Raw genomic sequence first — 21500 nt, 5'->3', positions numbered from 1 at the left:
CCATGTTTCAGCAATGCCTTATCGAAGGCGGCTGTTCAACCGCCAAGAAAGCTTTGCCTTCCAACTTGTCGAATCGGGGGCGATGATCTTCATCGCGGCTGCGGTTCAGCGACTGCAGCGGTAGCCTCCGGAAATTTTCGCCGGGCGGGCTCTTGGTGAAGAGCGGCTGCGCTGTTATCCTGCGGGCAACTTGAAAACAAAGCGTGTGCGGCGTCCTTATCCGGTTCGCGCGGCGCAAGAAGGACATCACAGGTGGAAGACCGCGAAACTGGCGCAGTGGCGCCGGGGGCGGGCGTGTCGAAAACCTTCCAGGCATCCTCGGGTGCGCCTGGAAGCCAGCCGGCCAACCGGTCCCACCGGTTGTCGGGGTCCCGCTCCGGAAGTGGACAGGACAAGGCATACGCGCCGCCGCAAACAAGCACGGGCAAGAAGCGCCGCAAGCGCAAGCGCGGCCGCAAGGTCTTTGCCAAGGACGGCGCTGCCGCCAAGGGCGCATTGGCAGCACCCGGCCGCGAGACACCTTGCGGCAGGGCCATGGGCGCGGTGGCCGCAAGGCCGGCCGAGGTGGCACGGCCCGCATCGCCTTCCCCTTCGCCGGGCGCGCCCCGTCGGGCCGACACTGGCATTCTGCCGGCCTTTGCCGCGCTCGATCTCGGCACGAACAATTGCCGCCTGCTGGTGGCGGTGCCGGGGCGTCCGGGGCAGTTTCGGGTCATCGACGCATTTTCGCGCATCGTGCGCCTGGGCGAAGGGTTGTCGTCCAGCGGCCGCCTTGGCCAGCCGGCCATGGACCGGGCCGTCGAGGCCTTGAAGATCTGCAGCGAAAAGTTGCGCAGCCGCTCGATCAGCCGGGCCCGGCTGATCGCCACCGAGGCCTGCCGCTCCGCCGAGAACGGGGCGGAGTTTCTTGACCGGGTCGAGACCGAAGCCGGACTGAAGCTGGAGATCATCGATCGGCAGACGGAGGCGCGGCTTGCCGTTTCCGGTTGCGGTTCGCTCATCGAAAGAGGCACGGATGGCGTGGTTCTGTTCGACATAGGCGGCGGCTCGTCGGAAATCGCGCTGATCGACCTGTCGCAGTCGCGCTCGCCGCGCCTGGCCAACCATATCGTGTCCTGGACCTCGCTGCCGGTCGGCGTGGTTTCGCTTTCGGAAAAATTCGGCGGCCGCCATGTGACACGCGAAAGCTTTGCAGCCATGGTCGGCCATGTGATGACGATGCTGGAGGCCTTCGAAGGGCGCGGGCGCATCGATCACCTGGTGGCGGGGGCGCGCTTCCATCTCATCGGCACGTCGGGCACGGTGACCACGCTGGCGGGCGTCCATCTCGGGCTGGAGCGCTACGACCGGCGACGCGTCGACGGGTTGTGGATGGATAATGACAATGTCGATCTGATGATCGAAAAACTGCTCGGCTGGGATTTCAAGGCGCGGGTGGCCAATGCCTGCATCGGCGCCGACCGCGCCGACCTGGTGCTGGCCGGGTGCGCGATCCTGGAGGCAATCCGCCGGGTCTGGCCGTCAGACCGGCTGCGCGTGGCCGATCGGGGCTTGCGCGAAGGCATATTAAGCGAATTGATGGCGGATGCCGGCGTGTGGCGCCGCAACTGGCGCAACAGTTAGGACTATGGCGAAGAAACCTGCAAAACCGGCCGGCGCCCGCGTGCTGAAGACCCGAATCAAGAAAAAGAGCGGGCTGAAGGAATCCTCGCGCCGTTGGCTCGAGCGCCACATGAACGATCCCTATGTCCAGCGTTCCAAGGCCGATGGCTATCGTTCGCGCGCCGCCTACAAGCTGATCGAGATCGACGAGCGCTATCACCTGCTCAAGCCGGGAATGCGGGTCATCGACCTGGGGGCCGCCCCCGGTGGCTGGTGCCAGGTGGCCGCCGCCCGCACCGGATCGACGGAAGCCGATCCGCAGGTCATCGGCATCGACTATCTGGAAATGGACCCGGTGCCCGGCGCTCCGGTACTGTTGATGGATTTCCTTGACGATGACGCACCGGACCGGCTTGCCGAAGCGCTGGGTGGGGCGCCCGATCTCGTGCTGTCGGACATGGCCGCACCCACCACCGGGCATCGCCGCACCGATCATATCCGCACCATGCATCTGTGTGAGGTCGCGGCGGATTTCGCCATTTCGGTGCTGAAGCCCGGCGGGCATTTTTTGGCCAAGACCTTCCAGGGCGGGACTGAGGCTGAGCTGCTGACCCGCCTGAAGCAGAACTTCCGCTCCGTCCACCACGTCAAGCCGCCGGCCTCGCGCGACGAATCGGCCGAGCTTTATCTGCTCGCCAAGGATTTCAAGGGCAGGGCGGAAGACAACGCAGAGGCGTGAGCCTGCCCGCATCGCGCGAAAGAAGCCGGGCGGAACCTCCCGGGTTGTTTGCCGTTTTGCTGCTGCAACCAGAGCGTCGGCCGGTGGTGGAAGCCGGTTTTCGATTGTTCCGATGCTCGATCAAAGGGTTGGCGCGTCCTTTGTATGTCCTCATGGATGCAGGTCAGGACGTGCCCAGTAACCAGGAGGGATCATGCTTGGCCTTAGAACTTTCGGATCGGTCGCGGCAGTGCTTTTGCTGTGCGGCTCGGTCCAGGCGCAGACGGCCCAACCGCCGGTGCCGCCGCAAAACGCCATGAAGCTTTCCGAAATCATCGCCCGAATCGAGCAGCGCGACCAGTTCCGCTATATCGACGAGGTGGATTGGGACGAGGAGGGCTATTACGAGGTGACCTATTACACCACCGACAAGGCCAAGGTGGAGATCCGGATCGACCCGGCGACGGGCGAGCCGAGATAGGGCTGGCAGACCCCGGCCGGAGGGTCAGGCGGCGGCGTCCGTCTTCTTGTGCAGCCGCCGCCAGGCGTCGTTCATCACGTCGCAGGCGGCCTTGGCCTCGCTCTCGGTCAGGCCGGCCAGTATGTGTTCGGCAAAAACAGCCGGCTCCTCATTGACCGTGTCCCACACGGTCCAGGTTTCGGTCGATTCCAACATGCATTCGTAGCGGTCGTTTTGGGTCATGACCGCACAGTGCCCTACTCCGATTTCTCTCCTCTCAATATCCACAGGCGCATTTTAATCAAATTGCGCGAAAGGCCCACCGGACATGCCCGAACAGGTGATTTTTGTGCCGGTCAATATGTCAAATTTGATTGCCCATCACCAAATGGAAGCGGTATTGTGCCTTCTTTGGTGTGGAGGAGATCATGCATACTTTCCTCAGATCGCAGGCCCGGCGGCAGGGCGGATACACACCGGAAGAACTGTCCATGCTCGATCAGGTTTGCAAGACCGCCGTTTCGCGGCTCGGCCTGATTTCGCGCGACGAAATCAACGATCTGGCCGCGGGCGTTCTGTCGCTCTACGACATGGGCAGCGATGATCCTGAGGACATATTGCGAGATATCATGCTGGTCTTTTCGACCGGCCGTCGATTGAAGCGGCGCGGCATGGCGGGGTTGCCTGGGGTCGCCTCCGGAGCAGGCAAGACGCTGCCCAAACCGCCGGCCGTCGGCCCAAGCGGGCGTTGAGTTTTTCTTTCACGATCGGAGGGACCAAGCTTTCGCGTAGCCGGTTGCCTGCGCAAAACAGCAGGCGGTGGCGGCACGTCTGGCGCAATACTGTGCAAATGCACAAGCGCTCGCTAATAAATGATTGCATCCTGTCGAAATACCCGGTTTTGTTATCCCGTTCTTGGGGGGACTACGACAGGATGAATACCAACCGTGCGACTGACGCGGCCGATTACAGCCACGGCGACGAGCTGGCTGCGGCTTTGACCAAAATCGCGCTATTGACGCGCGCGGGCAACAATCTGCATAGGCTGATCATCGATCTCGGCCCATCGGAGGTCGAGCGGGTACTGCCGAATTTCCGCGATACGCTGGAGGACTGGCAGGACGTGATCGAAGGTAGATTTCCGATCGGCTGAGCAAACCCTCACTTTCGACTGCGCGCGCCTGGCCTTGTCTCGCGTCGCGGATTGAGTCGATCGCAGCCGCAATCATCCACCCCAACCGGATGACAATGGCGTGACTCTGCCTTTTGAAATACGAGCTTGTTGTCAAAAGCCCCCTGGCGCCTGTCGAAACGTAGCCAAGCGCCCGCCGCTGTGCGAAGTGGCAGCGAGTGAATTCGAGGCATTTCTGGAAAATGGCTCCCCGGGCCGGATTCGAACCAGCGACCAACCGGTTAACAGCCGGTTGCTCTACCGCTGAGCTACCGGGGAACAGTGGCTCGGATGAACGCGCTGCCTATAGCAAACCAATTTCGGCTTTGCAAAGCGCGTTTGTGGATTTTTACGCATTATTCGCCGCTTGTCTCGCAATTGCGTTGGAAACGCTCATATGAAGGCACTCGGGCTCACGTAAATCGGCGCTCCGCTAAGCTTTTATTTTCAGGCGAAACGGTCAAACTCCAGCCATGCAGGACAACGAAACGCAAGACAGGCAGCCTCCGCCGCGGGTGATCTCGGTTTTCGGCAGGCAAATCCGCATGCCCCAGTCGCGCGCGCTACGGGTGGCCATGGGCGTGGGGCTGGTGTTTCTGGGCTTACTCGGCTTCCTGCCGATTCTCGGCTTCTGGATGGTTCCGCTCGGGCTTTTGGTGCTGTCTTATGAATTCGCGGTGGTCCGGCGCTACCGCCGCCGCGGTGTCGTCTGGTGGGAACGCTGGCGCCAGAAGCGCCCGCGCTGAGCTTTGCCCTGTGCAAGCCAGGGTGTCGGCAGCAGATGAAACGCATGGAAGGCGCGTTGCCGGCTTGACGGCAAATTTTCCGCCACCTATTGAAGCGGCGTAGAACGCCGGCAGCGGCGAGGCCTCGTGGCGGAGTGGTTACGCAGAGGACTGCAAATCCTTGCACCCCGGTTCGATTCCGGGCGAGGCCTCCAATCGCTGCAATGTCGGTTCGGATGACCGGCATGGCTGTTCGCCCGGGCATCCTGCCCGGAAGGGAATGCGCCTTGCGGCGCCGGAACGGGCCGGTTTGCATGGATACGGATTTTTCCGAACAGCGCGTGAAGATGGTCGATGGCCAGATCCGCACCACCGACGTGACCGATGCGGCGCTGCTTGCCGCCATGCTGTCGGTACCGCGCGAAGCCTTTGTGGGCGCCGGTCTTCGTGACCTTGCCTATATCGACGACGATATCCAGATCGCTGCTGCTGCCGAGGGTAGGCCGGCACGCTATCTGATGGAGCCTTCGCCCTTTGCCAAGCTGGTGCAGCTTGCGCAGATCACGCCTGCCGACTTCGTGCTCGATATCGGCGCCGGCACCGGTTATGCGGCGGCCATATTGTCGCGGCTGGCAAGCTCGGTGGTGGCGCTTGAAAGCGATCCGGCATTGGCCGAGGCCGCCGGTGCCACGCTGTCGGAGCTCGGCTACGACAATGTCGCGGTGGTGCAGGGCGTGCTGAACGAGGGCTATGGGGCGGAAGCGCCCTATGATGTGATTCTACTCGGCGGGGCTGTCGAAACAATACCGGCAGCACTTTTCGACCAGCTCAAGGAGGGCGGGCGTCTTGTCGCGGTCGAGGGGCAGGGAAATGCCGGGACTGCGCGGCTTTTCTTGAAGACCGCTGGTATTGTCACCAGCCGTAGTGCATTTAATGCGGCAATTCGGCCACTGCCGGGATTCGAACGCACGCCTGTATTCGAATTTTGAGCAGGAAACTCTTGCGACAACCTCTGCATCGTGATGGTTTAGCCTCCGCACCATCGTCGCTTTGAGTCTTCGGGGTTGTTTTGCGTGCGTGACCGACGGAAGCGTGGTCGATTGGCTGGCGTGGCTTCCGGTTTCGGTGGAGCAAATGAGGGACAAGCCGTGTCAATTCTACGAAAAGGCATCTTCGCTGCAGCTTTGCTTTCGGCGACAGCACTTTCCACCGCGACAGTGTCAGCCGAGACCATATTGGGCGCATTGGCGAAGGCCTATCAGAACAACTCGACGCTGAATTCCAGCCGCGCTAGTGTGCGGGTGACGGATGAGGACGTGGCCATCGCCAAGTCCGGCTATCGTCCCACCGTCGTGGGCTCCTCCAGCATCAATTACACCACCCAGGAAGGCACAAGGCTGACCACAGGCAATTTCGGCGTCGAAATCCGGCAGACGCTGTTTGACGGCTTCCAGACCAGGAACAATGTCGCGGCGGCCGAATCACGGGTGTTCGCTTCCAATGAGAGCCTTCGCAACACCGAGCAGAATATCCTCTTCAACGCCGCCAGCGCCTATATGGACGTCATCCGCGACCGGCAGGTCGTGATCTTGCGCGAGCGCAATCTGGAAGCCCTCAACGAGCAGGCGCGTGCGGCGCGCTCGCGCTTCGATGTCGGCGAGGGCACCCGTACCGACGTGGCGCAGGCCGATGCCGCCCGCTCGGCCGCGGTGGCGGAATTGAGTGCGGCGCGTGCGCAGGCCTCGTCAAGCGAGGCGATCTACCGCCAGGTAGTCGGCGACGCTCCGGGCAGGCTCAACGGGGCCTCGCCGCTGGCGAAATTGCTGCCGGGGGGGCTGGAGCAGGCAATCGCGCAGGCTGCGGCTGGGCATCCGGCTATCATTGCCACCCAGCATCTGGTCGATGCGGCGGGTTTCACCGTCAAGTCGGCCGAAGGCGCGCTGCTCCCGCAGCTCTCGGCCTCGGCCGGCGTATCTCGTAGCTATCGCAACACCGAGGGCGGCGAGATCGGCGGCGGCAGCTTTAACGATGGCACTTCCGATGCCGCCTCGATCGGCGCAACGCTGACCGTGCCGATCTATCAGGGCGGCCGCGCCTCCGCGCAGGTTCGCCAGACCAAGGAATCGCTTGGCCAGGCGCGCATCGAAGTCGATGTCCAGCGCGACCAGGTTCGCGCCGCCGTCACCTCGGCCTGGACACAATATGTGGCCGCCCGCGAGAGCGTCGAAGCCAACCGCGCGCTGATCTCGGCAGCCCAGCTTGCCTTGAACGGTGTCATCGAGGAGCGCAATGTCGGCCAGCGCACCACGCTCGACGTGCTCAACGCGCAGAGCGACGTCATCGACGCGCAGATCAACCTGGCCAATGCCGAGCGCGAGGTGGTGGTCGCAAGCTATGCCATCTTGTCGGCGACGGGCCAGCTCTCGGCGCGCCGGCTCGGCCTTCAGGTCGCCGAATACAGGCCGGAAGAGCATTACAAGGCCGTGAAGGACAAATGGTACGGCCTGCGTACGCCTGACGGTCGTTGAGCGGCTTCGTCGGCATTCCCCACACCATAAGCGTAAGATAAGCAGCAAGGGCCTCGCGCCCTGTTGGTGCGGCTACGGCGTCTGATCGTTTTCGCCGTAATTTGTGCGACACCGAGTAACCCGACTTGGGCGCAAAATGCTCCAGCCCCAGCTTAAAGCTGTTAAAATCGCAAGTGCACCGAGTTTGGGGATTCTCGGATGCCCATCCGTCCGCTACGCTACCCCGTGATTCGAATTCTCTCGGATAAGCCGATGGAATCGTTGAGGCGTCATGCGCGCGGTGGGGATGCGCATAAGGCGCACCGGTTTTGAATCGATGAGCAATCCAGTCTGGGAATCGGTTTTGGTTTCAGGTCATGGGTTCGGTTTGGTCACAAGGGCGGCAGATGTGACGATGGCACAGGCAAGCAGCGTGCAACGTGAACCTTCGATGGAAGAGATTCTGGCTTCCATCCGCAGGATAATCGAAGACAGCGACACCGTTCGCAAGGGCGCCAATGACGGCGAACTGCACGACGAGGCTGAGAGCGACACGGCCGAAAGCGCGGTGATCGAAGTAGACGCCTTCCGTTCGGAATTGCGCGCGGCCCGCACTGAAGCGGCTGCACCGCAACCGGAGCCTGTCCGGCCCGCACCAGCCAGGCCGATCACGCTTGCCGAGGTCCAGGCGCAGATTGCGGCCGAGACCCCGCCGGAACTGCCGGCTGCGCAAGACGATGCGGCCGAGCCCGCAGCCTTGGAAGAGGCGGCCGTGCCGCAGCCTATCGAGGTGGCGGCCGCTGCGGCGTCGGAGGACCGGAATTGGGCTGCCGGGCCCATTGCCCCCACACAGGCATGGGACAAGCCGGAGCCGGGTTACGACGCCGAGGCTCAACCGGTGCTGAAGCATGTTTCGACCGAGGCGACGGTGCCTGCCGCCGAGCCGGCCACGCCCGCCGCGGCGCAAGCCGATACGGGCACTGCCATGCGCCCGACAATCATATCCGAACAGGCCGGCCGTCAGGTCGCCGCCGCCTTCGGCGAATTATCGGAAGCCTTTGCCGCCCGCAGCCGCAAGACCTTCGACGACATGGCCGAGCAGATGATGCGGCCGATGCTGCAGGATTGGCTCGACAACAACCTGCCCACGCTGGTCGAGCGCCTCGTACGCGAGGAAATCGAGCGCGTCGCCCGCGGCGGATAGCGCGATCTTACCTTCTCCCTTTGTGGGAGAAAGGGCCGCAGCCGCCGCTCATTCCGTGCAACGCAAAGCACGCATCCCACGTCGCCTGCTGTCAGCCGTTTCATAAAGCGGCGCCCTGTCGCCCGCATCGCGCGCGCGGCCCCGGTCACTGTTGACTTGCCGCAAGCCTTCCGATTTACACCGGGCATACATATTTCCGGATAAATACGGACGCTTTCCCATGCTTGAGAAAACCTATGACGCCAAGGCGGTCGAGCCGAAGATCGCGAAACGCTGGGAGGAAGCAGACGCCTTTCGCGCCGGCGCCGGCGCGGAGGAGGGGGCCGAGCCATTCACCATCGTGATCCCGCCACCCAATGTCACCGGCTCGCTGCATATGGGTCATGCGCTCAATAATACGCTGCAGGACATTCTCGTGCGCTTCGAGCGCATGCGCGGCAAGAATGTGCTGTGGCAACCCGGCATGGACCATGCCGGCATCGCCACCCAGATGGTGGTCGAGCGCAGGCTGATGGAAAAGAAGATCCATCGCCGCGACCTGACCCGTGAGGAATTCGTCGACAAGGTGTGGGAGTGGAAGGCCGAATCCGGCGGCGCCATCTTCAACCAGTTGAAGCGGCTCGGTGCGTCAGCCGACTGGTCGCGCGAACGCTTCACCATGGATGAAGGCCTGTCGAAGGCCGTGCTGGAGGTCTTTGTCGCCCTCTATAAGGAAGGGCTGATCTACAAGGACAAGCGCCTTGTGAACTGGGACCCCAAGCTTTTGACCGCGATTTCCGATCTCGAGGTCGAGCAGCACGAGGTCAATGGCAATCTCTGGCACTTCCGCTATCCGGTGGAGGGTGAGACCTACGATCCGGAAAACCCGGCGACCTTCATCAAGGTTGCGACCACAAGGCCCGAGACGATGCTGGGCGACACCGCTGTCGCTGTTCATCCCGAGGATGAGCGCTATCGGCATCTGGTGGGCAGAAACGTCGTGCTGCCGATCGTCGGGCGTAAGATCCCGGTGGTCGCCGATGAATATTCGGACCCGGAGAAGGGCACCGGCGCGGTCAAGATCACGCCGGCGCATGACTTCAACGACTTCGAGGTCGGCAAGCGGCACAAGCTGCCGGCGATCAACATATTGACAGTCGAGGCCAATATCAGCCTGACGGAAAACGAGGATTTCCTGGAAGGGCTGACGCCAACCGATATCCAGCGCGGCCTTTGGGCCCAGCTTCATGGCCTCGATCGCTTCGAGGCGCGCAGGCTTGTGGTCCAGATCATGGAGGAGGGCGGTTTCCTCGAAAAGATCGAGCCGCACCGCCACCAGGTGCCGCATGGCGACCGCGGCGGCGTGCCAATCGAGCCGTTCCTGACCGACCAGTGGTATGTCAATGCGGCGGAACTGGCGAAGCCTGCTATCGCCTCGGTGCGCGAGGGCCGCACCAATTTCGTGCCGAAGAACTGGGAAAAGACCTATTACGACTGGATGGAGAACATCCAGCCCTGGTGCATTTCGCGCCAGCTCTGGTGGGGCCACCAGATTCCGGCCTGGTATGGGCCCGACGGCGCGGTCTTCGTGGAAAAGAGCGAAGAGGAGGCGCTGGAATCCGCCATCCAGCATTATCTCGCCCATGAAGGCCCCTGGAAGGCCTGGGTCGAGGAGAAGCTGGAGAATTTCAAGCCGGGCGAAATCCTGACGCGCGACGAGGACGTGCTCGACACCTGGTTTTCATCCGCGCTGTGGCCGTTCTCGACGCTTGGCTGGCCGGACGAGACGCCGGAACTGCACACCTATTACCAGACCGACGTTCTGGTGACCGGCTTCGACATCATTTTCTTCTGGGTCGCCCGGATGATGATGATGGGCCTGCACTTCATGGACGAAGAGCCGTTCCACACGGTCTATGTCCATGCGCTGGTGCGCGACAAGCACGGCGCCAAGATGTCGAAGTCCAAGGGCAATGTCATCGATCCGCTCGAACTGATCGACGAGTATGGGGCGGACGCGCTGCGCTTTACGCTGGCCATCATGGCTGCGCAGGGCAGGGACGTTAAGCTCGACCCGGCGCGAATCGCCGGCTACCGCAATTTCGGCACCAAGCTGTGGAACGCCACGCGCTTTGCCGAAATGAACGGGGTGAAGCGCGATGACAGCCTGTGGCTGTCGGACGCGAAGCTGACGGTCAATCGCTGGATCCTGACGGAACTGACCAGGGCGGCACGCGACATCACCGATGGCATCACCTCCTACCGCTTCAACGACGCGGCGGGTGCTGCCTATCGCTTCGTCTGGAACCTGTTCTGCGACTGGTATGTGGAACTGCTGAAACCGGTCTTCATGGGCTCCGATGAGGCGGCCAAGGCCGAAAGCCGCGCCTGCATGGCCTATGTGCTCGATGAGATCTACAAGCTGTTGCATCCGATGATGCCGTTCATGACGGAAGAGCTGTGGACCCATACCGTGGCCGAAGGCGAGGAGCGGCCGACGCTGCTTTGCCATGCGCGCTGGCCCGAGCCTGCCTTCGAGGATGCGGTTGCGGCCGACGAGATCAACTGGCTGATTGAGCTGGTTTCGGGCATCCGCTCGGTTCGCTCCGAAATGAATGTGCCGCCGGCAGCCATTGCGCCGCTGGCCGTCATCGGTGCCAATGAGATGACGCGAGAGCGGCTGCAGCGCCACGATTCGGCGATCAAGCGGCTGGCGCGGGTCGGCGAGATCAGCCAGTCGACGGTAGCCCCGAAGGGTTCGGCGCAGATCGTTGTCGGCGAGGCGACCGCCTGCCTGCCGCTTGGCAGCCTGATCAATCTCGACGCCGAGGCCGCCCGCCTGCAAAAGGAACTGGCCAAGGTGACCGAAGAGGTCGCGCGCATCCACAAGAAGCTGTCGAACGAGAAGTTCGTGGCCAATGCTGCGGCCGAGATCGTCGCAGCCGAGCGCGAGAAACTTGCCGAGCACCAGAAAGCGCAGGAGCGCTTGAACGCGGCGCTCGCGCGGGTCCGCGAGGCCGGCTAGGAGCATTTTACGGCAGCCCGGATTTATCCGGGCGCCTGCTGCTTTATAGGCAAATCACCTACCGATTTCGGATGAGGTCGAGATGCTTATTTACGTCCAAGGACATATGGCGCCGGGGCATATTAGCCCTTGACCATGTAATTTCCGCCAAATGTTGCCGCAATGTGACATTTGCTGAAAACGGCCCGAAAGTCGATGATTTCGGGCTGTTTCGGACTTTTCCCTTCAAGAAAATCGTGCATTTCGACTCCGGTTTCGACGGAGTTTGCGCATTTTCGAACGATGCCCGATCGGCCCTGCCCGACAGGCGGTAGGGTTTGGACAAGCATTCCTGCGCATGATGGTTGCACCGGTAGCGCGGAACCGCTCTAGCTATGGCCGCGTCCATTCGAGAGGGGATTCTTTATGGATAATGCGGCTTTCAAATCGATTCTTGGCGTCGGTTGCCTGTCCTTGGCCGCCGCCACGATGATGGTTCCCGCCGCCCATGCCGGGGGGCTGGAGCGGGGAGGGTACAATATCGACCTTCTGTTCGACCCGGCTCGCTTCGCCAGCGAAGCTTCGGTGACCTATGTGATGCCGCAGCGCGATCTGGAGAATGTGGTCGACGTCAATCCCAGCAACGGTATCGGCGCCAACGGTCTCGGCTCCGGCGCGACCTCCGTGCGCGACTCGGAGAGCTATGCGATCCCGCGCATCGGCTTCAAGGCAGCCTTCGGCGAAAGTGTCGACTGCATGGGCGACTATTCGCAGCCCTGGGGGGCGCATTCCAATCCGGGCGCCGATTGGATGGGCGCCAACAGTAATATCGAAACCAAGATCCACAGCCATAATTTTGCGGGGACCTGCTCCTACAAGATGCAGGCCGGCAAGGGGCAATTCCGCTTCATCGGCGGTGTGTTCCATCAGGAGGTCGGCGGCTTCAAGGAGCGGCTCGTCGCGCCGATTCCGACCCTTGCCGGTGGAACCGACGCGTTCGGCAACGGTGTCGGCCGGTTGGATCTCGAAGGTGATGGCATTGGCTGGCGCGTCGGCGCGGCCTATGAAATCCCCGAAATCGCTTTCCGGGCCAGCCTGGTCTACAACTCCGAGGTCGATCTTGGCGACATCACTGGCACGCTCGACCTACGCCAGGTTCCCGGCTTCGTCATCCCGACCTCCTTGTTGCCGGCAGACAGCCCCCAGCGGCTGCTGTTGGGCCAGGTGATCAATGTCTCGGGCAACCAGAAGATGCCCGACTCGCTTGAGTTCAAGGTCCAGTCGGGCATCGCGCCGGACTGGCTGGCATTCGGCTCGGTCAAATGGGTCGACTGGAGCCAGTTGCAGACGGTCAGGTTCTGCGTTGTCGGCATGCCCGGGCCTTGCACGGCGGCCAACCAGGCGACTTCGCTGGAGCTTCTTTACCGCGATGGCTGGACGATTTCGGGCGGCCTTGGTCACAAGTTCAACGATCAGTGGAGCGGTGCAGCGAGCATCAACTGGGATCGTGGCACATCGACGACCGTCGGCACCCAGAGCGACACGTGGTCATTTTCGGCCGGCGCATCCTATACGCCCACCAAGAATGTGGAACTTCGCTTCGGCGGTGTGGTCGGTATCCTGACCAGTGGTTCGTCCACCGACAGCCAAATCACCTATGACTATGGCAATGATTTTGTCGGCGCGCTGTCGGCATCGGCAAGGGTGAAGTTTTAACGCCATCCCTGCCGCCTGAAGCGTCCGCCGCAGGCCGCATATTCCGGATCGAGACCCCCGCTTGCCGGGGGTCTTTTTGTTTGATGCGGCGATAGACACACCAACTGTTTCGATGTCGTGGCAACAAAAACCCCGCTGAAGCCAGCGGGGTTTCCGTTATTTTGCAGTGCTTTATGGAGCTTCTTAGAAGTCCATGCCGCCCATGCCACCCATGCCACCGGGCATACCGCCCGGCATGCCGCCGGCAGCTTCCTTCTTCGGAGCTTCGGCGATCATGGCTTCGGTGGTGACCAGCAGGCCGGCGACCGACGCAGCATCCTGCAGAGCGGTGCGAACGACCTTGACCGGGTCGACGATGCCGAGCGAGATCAGATCGCCGTACTCGTCCTTGGCCGCGTTGTAGCCATAGGTCGCGCTCTTGTTCTCGAGGATCTTGCCGACGATGATGGAGGCTTCCGCACCGGCGTTGGTCGCGATCTGGCGGGCAGGAGCCTGCAGCGCGCGGCGCACGATGTTGATGCCTGCAGCCTGGTCGGCATTGGCGCCTTCCGACTTGATGGCGTGAGCAGCGCGCAGGAGAGCGACGCCGCCACCGGGGACGATGCCTTCCTCAACGGCCGCGCGGGTCGCGTTGAGCGCGTCGTCGACGCGGTCCTTCTTCTCCTTGACTTCCACTTCGGTCGAGCCACCGACGCGGACGACCGCAACGCCGCCGGCGAGCTTTGCCAGACGTTCCTGCAGCTTCTCCTTGTCGTAGTCGGAAGTGGTTTCCTCGATCTGCTGCTTGATCTGGGCAACGCGGCCCTGGATCTCGGCCTTCTTGCCGGCGCCGTCGACGATGGTGGTGTTCTCCTTGGAGATCGACACCTTCTTGGCGCGGCCAAGCATGTTCAGGCCGACATTCTCAAGCTTGATGCCGAGGTCTTCGGAGATGACCTGGCCGCCGGTGAGGATGGCGATGTCTTCCAGCATGGCCTTGCGGCGATCGCCGAAGCCCGGAGCCTTGACGGCAGCGATCTTCAGGCCGCCACGCAGCTTGTTGACGACGAGCGTGGCCAGGGCCTCGCCTTCGACGTCTTCGGAGATGATGACCAGCGGCTTGGAGGTCTGCACGACGGCCTCGAGGACCGGCAGCATCGCCTGGAGGTTGGAGAGCTTCTTTTCGTGCAGGAGGATGTAGGCATCTTCCAGCTCGGCAATCATCTTGTCCGGGTTGGTGACGAAGTAAGGCGAGAGATAGCCGCGGTCGAACTGCATGCCTTCGACGACTTCCAGCTCGGTATCGGCGGTCTTGGCTTCCTCGACGGTGATGACGCCTTCGTTGCCGACCTTCTGCATGGCCTGAGCGATCATCTCGCCGATCTCGGTCTCGCCATTGGCGGAGATCGTGCCAACCTGGGCGACTTCCTCGGAGGTCTTGATCTTCTTGGCCTTCTTGACGAGGTCGGCCACGACTTCGGAGACGGCGAGGTCAATGCCGCGCTTCAGGTCCATCGGGTTCATGCCGGCGGCAACGGCCTTATGGCCTTCCTGGACGATGGCCTGGGCCAGAACGGTTGCGGTGGTCGTGCCGTCGCCGGCCTTGTCGTTGGTCTTGGAAGCGACTTCGCGAACGAGCTGGGCGCCCATGTTCTCGAACTTGTCTTCCAGCTCGATTTCCTTGGCGACGGAAACGCCGTCCTTGGTGATGCGCGGGGCGCCGAACGACTTGTCGATGACGACGTTGCGGCCCTTCGGACCGAGCGTGACCTTCACTGCATCGGCGAGGATGTTGACACCGCGCAGCATACGCTCGCGGGCGTCACGGGAGAATTTTACGTCTTTAGCAGCCATTTTTGTGCTCCTGGGCTTTCAGCCCGTAATTCCGAGTTGATGGTGCGGATGGGTTGGCAGTCGCTTGAGCATGATCTTGTCCGAAAAGTCTGCACCTTTTTGCCAGGCTGACCTCCGGTTCGAGATCATGCTTTAGCCGATGATACCCATGATGTCGGATTCCTTCATGATCAGAAGGTCTTCGCCATTGAGCTTCACTTCGGTGCCCGACCACTTGCCGAACAGAACGCGGTCGCCAGCCTTCACGTCCAGCGGGACCAGCTTGCCGGCCTCGTCGCGCGCACCGGAACCGACGGCGATGATCTCGCCTTCCTGCGGCTTTTCCTTGGCCGTGTCGGGGATGATGATCCCGCCGGCGGTCTTCTCTTCGGATTCGACGCGGCGAACGACCACGCGGTCATGCAGCGGCCGGAATTTCGACTTTGCCATTTTACTTAACCCTTGGTGCGGATGTTGAAACCTATTCCTCCGTCCGGAGACCCGGACCGTAGTTAGCACTCGCCATAGATGAGTGCTAACGTGGCGATGAGATAGGCGCGCCTTGTCCGAGAGTCAAGAAGAACGAGGCCGGGTTCGGCGAAATCCGCCGCCACCGAACCGGCAAGCCTGCTCCCGACCCAAACCTGGACGCATAGTATGACGGCAAGAATAATTCATCGGGCCGGCTCATTCGATCTTGCTGCGGTTGAAATTTCCGAGCATCTGGAGCATAACTACTAGGCTCAGAAGTACGTGGGCCTCCTGGAGGCAGTTCATCCGGCCTGAGTTCTCAAACCGCGGCTTCAGCCGCGTGCGGAGCTTAGGAGATGGACATGGCTATCCAGCCAGCCGACATCAATGGCAGCCAGAAATCAATCCAATCCAGTCATGTCGCGAAGCTGTTGCCCCAGGTAAAGGACAGCGGCCTCGTGCGGCCTCCGGTGGTCGGCGGCTCCGGCCGACGACAGGGCCGGTACAAATACTGGACCAAGGATGAGATCGACGATTTGAGACGCCTGGCGGAACAGCATGTCCGCGTTACCGCCCTTGCGCGCCGCTTCAATCGTTCCGTCGGCGCGGTTCGCGCCCGGGCTTCCAAGGAAGGCATCAGCCTGACCGAGAAAGCCCCTGAGAAATCGCCTCCACAGCTTTTTCCTTCCCCCTGATCCAACCCTAACTTCCGACCGCTGTCCGTCGTTCTTGCCTGCTGGGCCGTCCGGCCGGCTGCGATGCGCCGTGCCGAACGCATTGTGCAGCGCATCACAAAAATGAGAGCGGGCCGGACCTGCGCTTGAATAGTAAGCACGCTTATAATATATGCCGCTCATGAATTTGGACGGCACCGAACGGCTAGGCTTTCTCATCCACGACGCGGCGCGAATGATGCGCAAGCGCTTCGAGATGCTCGGCAGTTCCTATGGTCTTTCGGCGGCGCAATGGCGGCTGCTCGTTCGCGTGGTGAAGGACGAGGGCGTGGCGCAGGCACGATTGGCCGAACTGCTCGAAATCGAGCCCATCAGCGTCTCGCGGCTCCTCGACCGCATGGAAGAGGGGGGCTGGGTCGAGCGCAGGCAGGACGCGGCCGACCGCCGGGTGCGGATGATCTTTCCGACCGACAAGAGCCGGCAAGCGTTCGGGGCCATCAAGAGCGTGGCGGGCGAGGTTTTCGAACAGGCTCTGGCCGGGCTCAGCCAGGAGCAGCGGCAGACGGTGCTGCTTGGCCTGAAGACGATCGTTCACAATCTCTCGGACGGCGAGGCGTCGTGCCAACACGATAATGAAAAGGGTGCCGCAAGATGAATGCCGTATCGAAAATCAGCGAAGACGTGACGACGGTTGAGCCGCAGCAGGCCTTGCAGGCGGTTGCGGAGGCCCCACCGGTGATACGCAAGCGTCGCCTGGGGCGCGTGGCGCTCATGGTGGCGGTTCCGCTGGCGCTGGTCGTGGGCGGGGGGTATTTCTGGGTGACGGGCGGCCGCTACCAGGAAACCGAAAACGCCAATCTGCGCCAGGCCAAGGTGTCGATCGCTTCCGAAGCGGCCGGGCGCATCGTTGCCGTCGACGTCGCCGACAATGCCCGGGTCAAGGCAGGCGACGTCCTGTTTTCGGTCGATCCCGAGCCTTATCGCATCGCCCTCGCGCAGGCCGACGCCGCGCTTGCTGCGGCAAGGCTCAATGTCGAACAGTTGCGGGCCGCCTACAGCCAGGCGCTGGCGCAGGAGCGCGTTGCCGTCAGCCAGATCGACTATGTGAAGGCGCAGTTCGAGCGCAGCACCGAACTTGCCGACCGCGGCATCAGCGCCAAGGCTTCGCTCGACGAGGCGCGCCGCGACCTCGCCAAGGCCGAGGACGAACATGCGGCTGCCGTCCAGGGCGTGGCGAGCGCATTGGCCGCGCTTGGCGGCGACCCGGAAATCCAGACCGACAAGCACCCTTCGGTGCTGGCCGCGCTGGCGACCCGCGACAAGGCAGCCTATGAGCTTGCCCGCACCACCGTGCATGCTCCGGCCGACGGCGTCGTCTCGCAGGCCTCATCCTTCAAGATCGGCCAGTTCGTCGGCGCCGGCACGCCTTTGTTCAGCCTGGTGGAAACCGGCGACACCTGGGTCGAGGCCAATTTCAAGGAAACGCAGCTTACTCATATGAAGCCCGGCCAGGAGGCCGAGATCACGCTCGACACCTATCCCGGCCGCCCGCTGAAGGCGACGGTGGAGGCGATCGGGGCTGGAACCGGCGCGGAATTTTCGCTGCTGCCGGCCCAGAACGCCACCGGCAACTGGGTCAAGGTCACGCAGCGTATCCCGGTGCGGCTGAAGATCGACACTGAAGCCCTGCCGCTTGCCCTGAGCACGGGCATGAGCGCGACCGTTTCGGTCGACACCGGCGTCAGCCGCGGCTTGTCGGGCCTGCTGCCAACGGCGCACGCGGCCGAGTAGAGTTGCGGGCGCGAAAGGCGCGACCATGGACCAGACCCATACCGACGTGCCGCATCGCGGGCTGATCACCCTGTCGGTGATGCTGGCGACGATCATGCAGGTGCTCGACACGACGATCGCCAATGTGGCGCTGCCCTCCATGGTCGGCGACCTGGGCGCATCTGCCGATACGATCAACTGGGTGCTGACCTCCTATATCGTTGCCGCGGCGATCATGACCCCGGTGACGGGCTGGCTTGCCGACCGCATCGGGCGCAAGGAGCTCTTCATCGTATCGGTAGTCGGCTTCGTGGCCGCCTCGATGCTGTGCGGCATCTCCTGGAGCCTGGAAAGCATGGTGCTGTTCCGGCTGCTGCAGGGCGTGTTCGGCGCGGCCATAGTGCCGCTCTCGCAGACCTTCCTGCTCGACATCAATCCGCGCGAGCGCCACGGCCAGGCCATGGCGCTGTGGGGCGCCGGCATCATGGTGGGGCCGATCATCGGCCCCACGCTTGGCGGCTGGCTGACCGAAAGCTTCAACTGGCGCTGGGTGTTCTTCATCAACCTGCCGATCGGCATCATCGCCGTGCTTGGCTGCGCGGCCTATCTGCCCAGCATCGCCAGGCGGCTGCGCGGCTTCGATTTCTTCGGCTTTGCCATGCTCAGCCTCGGCGTCGGCGCGTTGCAGCTGATGCTGGACCGAGGCGGTGAGGTGGACTGGTTCGCGTCGGTGGAGATCTGGATCGAGCTTGGGCTCGCCATCACCGGTTTCTGGGTGTTCATCATCCATCTGCTGACCGCAAAGGACCCGTTCATCGACCCGAAGATCTTCCTCGACCGCAATTTTGCGACGGGGCTGGTCTTCATCTTCGTGATCGGCGTGATCCTGCTCGCCAGCCTGGCGCTGCTGCCGCCGATGCTGACGCATCTGTTCAACTACCCGACCATCACCACCGGCCTGGTCATGGCGCCGCGCGGTGTCGGCACGATGATCTCGATGCTTATCGTCGGGCGGCTGGTGCGCGTGGTCGACGCCAGGTTCCTCGTCGTCACCGGACTGCTGCTGACGGCGCAGTCGCTCTACACAATGGCCGGCTTCACGCCGCAGATGGACAGCTATCTGATCATCTCTTCGGGCGTCGTGCAGGGGCTTGGCCTGGGGCTGGTGTTCGTGCCGCTGTCGACCGTGGCCTTCGCGACGCTGGAAGCGCGCTATCGCACCGACGCGACCAGCCTGTTCAGCCTGGTGCGCAATATCGGTTCCTCGATCGGCATTTCGGTCGTCACCGTGATGCTGACACGCAACGCGCAGATCAACCATGCCGAGCTTTCGGCCGCCATCACGCCGTTCAATCCGAACCTGCTGGCGACCTCGCCGGCAGCCGCGGCCGGCGATCCGGCCGCGCTGGCGCAGCTCGACGGGCTGGTCAACGCCCAGGCGCTGATGATCTCCTATGTTGACGATTTCAAGCTGATGATGCTGGTGACGCTATGCGCGATCCCGCTGGCGCTACTGCTGCGCAAGCCGCGACTGGCGCCCGCCGGCGCACCCGCAGCGCATATGGACTGACATGAAAGCGGCCCGGCGAATATCTCGCCGGGCCGCTTTCATGTCATCTTCGCCCTGTGGGTGGCGGCCCTGACGCTACTTGATCTGGAAGGTGACGTTGACCTGCACGCTGTAGGTGTTTTCGCCCGCCTGTAGCGGCACGGCCGCGTCGGCGGCCTCGAAGGAACGGGCCTTCGCCATCATCGGCATCGGACGCGGCGCGAAATTCTGGTCGCTGATCTCGATGACCTTGCCGAGGCCGACGCCGGCGGCTTCAGCCAAAATCCGGGCTTTTTCCACCGCATCCTTGACGGCCAGCTTGCGCGCTTCGGTCAAGGCGGCGGAGGGATCGTCATTGGTGAAGGAGATGCCGCCACCCTGGTTGACGCCCAGCGAGACGGATTTGTCGAGAATCTCGCCGGCCTTGTCGAGGTCGCGAATGCGCACCGACAGCATATTGGTGACCTGGTAGGCGACGAGCTTGCCTTCCTGCGTTCCATCGGGCTTCTGGGTATAGTCGTAGCGCGGCGTGATCTGGATGCCGGCGGTCTGCAAATCCCGATCCTCGATGCCGACCGCCTTCATCGCCGCGATCACGGCGGCCATCGCATCATTATTGGCGCTCAGCGCCTCGCGTGCGGTCTTTGCCTCGCGCATGACGCTGAGAGAAAGCAGCGCCATGTCGGGCGCGACGGCTTTTTCGCCTTCGCCGGTCACGACGATGCGCGGCGGCAGCGGCTCGGCGGCGCTAGCGGCCAGTGCCGGAAACGCAAAGGCTGCCGCCAATGCCAGCGGGAGATAGGATCTGGTCATGAAAGCTCCTCGTATGTTGCCCTTCGCCGAGTCGGTATGTCGCGATTATGGGCTGATTGCGGCGGAAGCACACTGTTTGCCGCGAAAGCCTTGTGCGCGCCGGAAAAAGCAACTATCCAGCCGGCAGTGGGGCCTGTAGCTCAATGGTCAGAGCCGGCGGCTCATAACCGCTTGGTTGGGGGTTCGAGTCCCTCCGGGCCCACCATTGTCTAAGTCATTGATTTTGCTTACGTAATTCGCCTGAAGTTCCAGGAACGTACACCTAAATGTACACCTGGAGCGGGCGATGTATCTCTGGCGCAAGGACTCAGGCTTTTTCTTCCAGATGCGAATCCCGGCGAGCCAAGCCGTAAACCTTGGGGCAACTCCTCTCCGGATATGGCTAGGAGCGTTGAAAAAGCGGGAAGCGCAGCGGCAGGCGATTGCCCTCGCCGTAGCAGCTATTGAGGGATTGGACGCGGGCATGGACCGAGAGACACTGACACGCAGCCTTAAAGCACTGGCGGAAGAGCTTGGGACGATCCGGGAAGCCGAGTTTTCGGCTGGGCTGGGTGCTCTCGGCGCGCGTAGCTTCGCGGACGAGGAAGCAGATCACGGCCCGTCTGCGGACCCCGAGTTTGTCAGCCACTTCCGCCAGATGGAAGCGCGGGCGACGGGCCGGAAGCAGGCCATGGCTTCCGTGCGGGGCCGGCTGGAAGCCGTCGGGCTGGCTCTCGAAACCGACGCCGCCGCACTCACGGCAGAACGCGCTGCTTATGCGCATGCCCTCGCCACGGTCGCCGCGATCGAACGCCCTGCTGTGCCGGCTGCTCCTGTGACGGTGCCGGCTCCCGTCCATCCCGTTACCGAGGGAGAGCGCCGCGACAAGCGCGAGATAACCGCCGACACGCTCTTGAGCGTAGCCGGAAAGGTCATTTTGGACCTTCGAAAGGAAGCCAAGGGCGAGAGCGTCAAGGGGGATGACCGCTACCAAGAGCGGCTGGAGCACGCCCTTGCGGCCTTCATCGACGTAATCGGCGACGAACCCCTGCGCTACTATCTGCCCCTGCACATGCAGGAGTTCGCCAACGCCATGGCGAAATGCCCGAAGAACCGCAGGAAATACCCGCAGTTCAGGGGGCTCTCCATTCTGGAAATGGCGAAGGCGAACGCCGAGCTCAAAAAGCCGATTCCAACGCTTTCGACATCGGCCGTCGGCAGCATTGTTGTCAATGACCATGGAATCGGGACCCCGTATTTTCGCGTAAAAGGGACCCCCTGCTTGGGTTGATGAAGGGCACGGCGGTGAGCGCCCGATCAGGCGAAGCTGGTCGGGGTTGCACAGC

Annotated in this window: 20 protein-coding genes and 3 tRNA genes; 18 read left to right on the top strand and 5 right to left on the bottom strand. The window is 62.6% G+C overall.

The window, feature by feature from the left end; genetic code table 11:
* Nucleotides 1-252: 252 nt before the first annotated feature.
* The 3 genes from EET67_RS07120 (at nucleotide 253) to EET67_RS07110 (ending at nucleotide 2801) form a co-directional block, all read left to right on the top strand.
* Nucleotides 253-1623, top strand: coding sequence for a Ppx/GppA phosphatase family protein (locus tag EET67_RS07120; protein WP_245450771.1), 1371 nt, complete (start codon nucleotides 253-255; stop codon nucleotides 1621-1623).
* A gap of 4 nt (nucleotides 1624-1627) precedes the next feature.
* A complete protein-coding gene (locus EET67_RS07115; protein WP_128625520.1) occupies nucleotides 1628-2341 on the top strand; it encodes an RlmE family RNA methyltransferase in 714 nt (237 codons plus the stop codon).
* Between the two features lie 193 nt (nucleotides 2342-2534).
* Entirely contained in the window at nucleotides 2535-2801 is a 267-nt protein-coding gene (locus EET67_RS07110) for a PepSY domain-containing protein (protein WP_128625519.1), read from the top strand.
* Between the two features lie 24 nt (nucleotides 2802-2825).
* Here the strand turns inward: EET67_RS07110 and EET67_RS07105 are convergent, their stop codons facing one another.
* On the bottom strand, nucleotides 2826-3023 hold the full coding sequence (locus EET67_RS07105; RefSeq protein ID WP_128625518.1) for a hypothetical protein: 198 nt from the start codon (nucleotides 3021-3023) through the stop codon (nucleotides 2826-2828).
* 185 nt (nucleotides 3024-3208) lie between these two features.
* Between EET67_RS07105 and EET67_RS07100 the strand changes: the two genes are divergently transcribed.
* Together EET67_RS07100 and EET67_RS07095 are read left to right on the top strand one after the other, a co-directional pair.
* A complete protein-coding gene (locus EET67_RS07100) occupies nucleotides 3209-3532 on the top strand; it encodes a hypothetical protein (RefSeq protein ID WP_128625517.1) in 324 nt (107 codons plus the stop codon).
* A gap of 182 nt (nucleotides 3533-3714) precedes the next feature.
* Nucleotides 3715-3933 carry a hypothetical protein gene (locus tag EET67_RS07095; protein WP_128625516.1) on the top strand — a complete coding sequence of 73 codons (219 nt, stop codon included), beginning with the start codon at nucleotides 3715-3717 and terminating at the stop codon, nucleotides 3931-3933.
* 222 nt (nucleotides 3934-4155) lie between these two features.
* Here the strand turns inward: EET67_RS07095 and EET67_RS07090 are convergent.
* Nucleotides 4156-4230: transfer RNA gene (locus EET67_RS07090), tRNA-Asn, on the bottom strand.
* 194 nt (nucleotides 4231-4424) lie between these two features.
* On the opposite strand from EET67_RS07090, the gene EET67_RS07085 reads away from it, so the two are divergent.
* From EET67_RS07085 to EET67_RS07055, 7 genes are all read left to right on the top strand, one after another.
* Entirely contained in the window at nucleotides 4425-4697 is a 273-nt protein-coding gene (locus tag EET67_RS07085; protein WP_128625515.1) for a hypothetical protein, read from the top strand.
* A 120-nt stretch (nucleotides 4698-4817) separates the two neighbouring features.
* A tRNA-Cys gene (locus tag EET67_RS07080) sits at nucleotides 4818-4891 on the top strand.
* A 99-nt stretch (nucleotides 4892-4990) separates the two neighbouring features.
* The gene (locus EET67_RS07075; RefSeq protein WP_128625523.1) at nucleotides 4991-5665 is read left to right on the top strand and encodes a protein-L-isoaspartate O-methyltransferase family protein; all 675 of its coding nucleotides are present in this window, start codon (nucleotides 4991-4993) and stop codon (nucleotides 5663-5665) included.
* 159 nt (nucleotides 5666-5824) lie between these two features.
* The gene (locus EET67_RS07070; protein ID WP_128625514.1) at nucleotides 5825-7204 is read left to right on the top strand and encodes a TolC family outer membrane protein; all 1380 of its coding nucleotides are present in this window, start codon (nucleotides 5825-5827) and stop codon (nucleotides 7202-7204) included.
* Nucleotides 7205-7598: 394 nt separating this feature from the next.
* Complete coding sequence (locus EET67_RS07065) at nucleotides 7599-8387, top strand: PopZ family protein (RefSeq protein WP_128625513.1); 789 nt, start codon at nucleotides 7599-7601, stop codon at nucleotides 8385-8387.
* A gap of 220 nt (nucleotides 8388-8607) precedes the next feature.
* A complete protein-coding gene (locus tag EET67_RS07060) occupies nucleotides 8608-11391 on the top strand; it encodes a valine--tRNA ligase (RefSeq protein ID WP_128625512.1) in 2784 nt (927 codons plus the stop codon).
* Nucleotides 11392-11796: 405 nt separating this feature from the next.
* Nucleotides 11797-13086, top strand: coding sequence for an OmpP1/FadL family transporter (locus EET67_RS07055; protein ID WP_128625511.1), 1290 nt, complete (start codon nucleotides 11797-11799; stop codon nucleotides 13084-13086).
* A gap of 183 nt (nucleotides 13087-13269) precedes the next feature.
* Here EET67_RS07055 and groL read toward each other — a convergent pair whose 3' ends face one another.
* Entirely contained in the window at nucleotides 13270-14919 is a 1650-nt protein-coding gene (gene groL / locus EET67_RS07050; protein ID WP_128625510.1) for a chaperonin GroEL, read from the bottom strand.
* Nucleotides 14920-15051: 132 nt separating this feature from the next.
* Entirely contained in the window at nucleotides 15052-15348 is a 297-nt protein-coding gene (groES, locus tag EET67_RS07045; RefSeq protein WP_080919418.1) for a co-chaperone GroES, read from the bottom strand.
* 377 nt (nucleotides 15349-15725) lie between these two features.
* Between groES and EET67_RS07040 the strand changes: the two genes are divergently transcribed.
* The 4 genes from EET67_RS07040 (at nucleotide 15726) to EET67_RS07025 (ending at nucleotide 19383) form a co-directional block, all read left to right on the top strand.
* On the top strand, nucleotides 15726-16064 hold the full coding sequence (locus tag EET67_RS07040; protein ID WP_128625509.1) for a hypothetical protein: 339 nt from the start codon (nucleotides 15726-15728) through the stop codon (nucleotides 16062-16064).
* Nucleotides 16065-16215: 151 nt separating this feature from the next.
* A complete protein-coding gene (locus tag EET67_RS07035) occupies nucleotides 16216-16698 on the top strand; it encodes a MarR family winged helix-turn-helix transcriptional regulator (protein ID WP_425359513.1) in 483 nt (160 codons plus the stop codon).
* Nucleotides 16695-17834, top strand: a complete 1140-nt coding sequence (locus EET67_RS07030) for an HlyD family secretion protein (protein WP_128625508.1) — start codon at nucleotides 16695-16697, stop codon at nucleotides 17832-17834. Before EET67_RS07035 ends, EET67_RS07030 begins: the two co-directional genes overlap by 4 nt.
* Before the next feature lie 25 nt (nucleotides 17835-17859).
* Nucleotides 17860-19383 (top strand): DHA2 family efflux MFS transporter permease subunit, encoded by a 1524-nt coding sequence (locus tag EET67_RS07025; protein ID WP_128625507.1) that lies wholly within the window; start codon nucleotides 17860-17862, stop codon nucleotides 19381-19383.
* Nucleotides 19384-19458: 75 nt separating this feature from the next.
* On the opposite strand, the gene EET67_RS07020 is transcribed toward EET67_RS07025, so the two are convergent.
* Nucleotides 19459-20175, bottom strand: a complete 717-nt coding sequence (locus EET67_RS07020; RefSeq protein ID WP_128625506.1) for an SIMPL domain-containing protein — start codon at nucleotides 20173-20175, stop codon at nucleotides 19459-19461.
* Nucleotides 20176-20304: 129 nt separating this feature from the next.
* Here EET67_RS07020 and EET67_RS07015 point away from each other — a divergent pair.
* Together EET67_RS07015 and EET67_RS07010 are read left to right on the top strand one after the other, a co-directional pair.
* Nucleotides 20305-20380 (top strand) — tRNA-Ile (locus tag EET67_RS07015).
* An 81-nt stretch (nucleotides 20381-20461) separates the two neighbouring features.
* Nucleotides 20462-21445, top strand: coding sequence for a hypothetical protein (locus EET67_RS07010; protein ID WP_128625505.1), 984 nt, complete (start codon nucleotides 20462-20464; stop codon nucleotides 21443-21445).
* The last annotated feature ends 55 nt before the right edge of the window (nucleotides 21446-21500 follow it).

It is taken from the genome of Borborobacter arsenicus, assembly GCF_003934165.1.
Taxonomy (GTDB): domain Bacteria; phylum Pseudomonadota; class Alphaproteobacteria; order Rhizobiales; family Rhizobiaceae; genus Pseudaminobacter; species Pseudaminobacter arsenicus.
The sequence above is the reverse complement of the archived record's forward strand: the minus strand, read 5'-3'. Positions and strand labels throughout refer to the sequence as shown.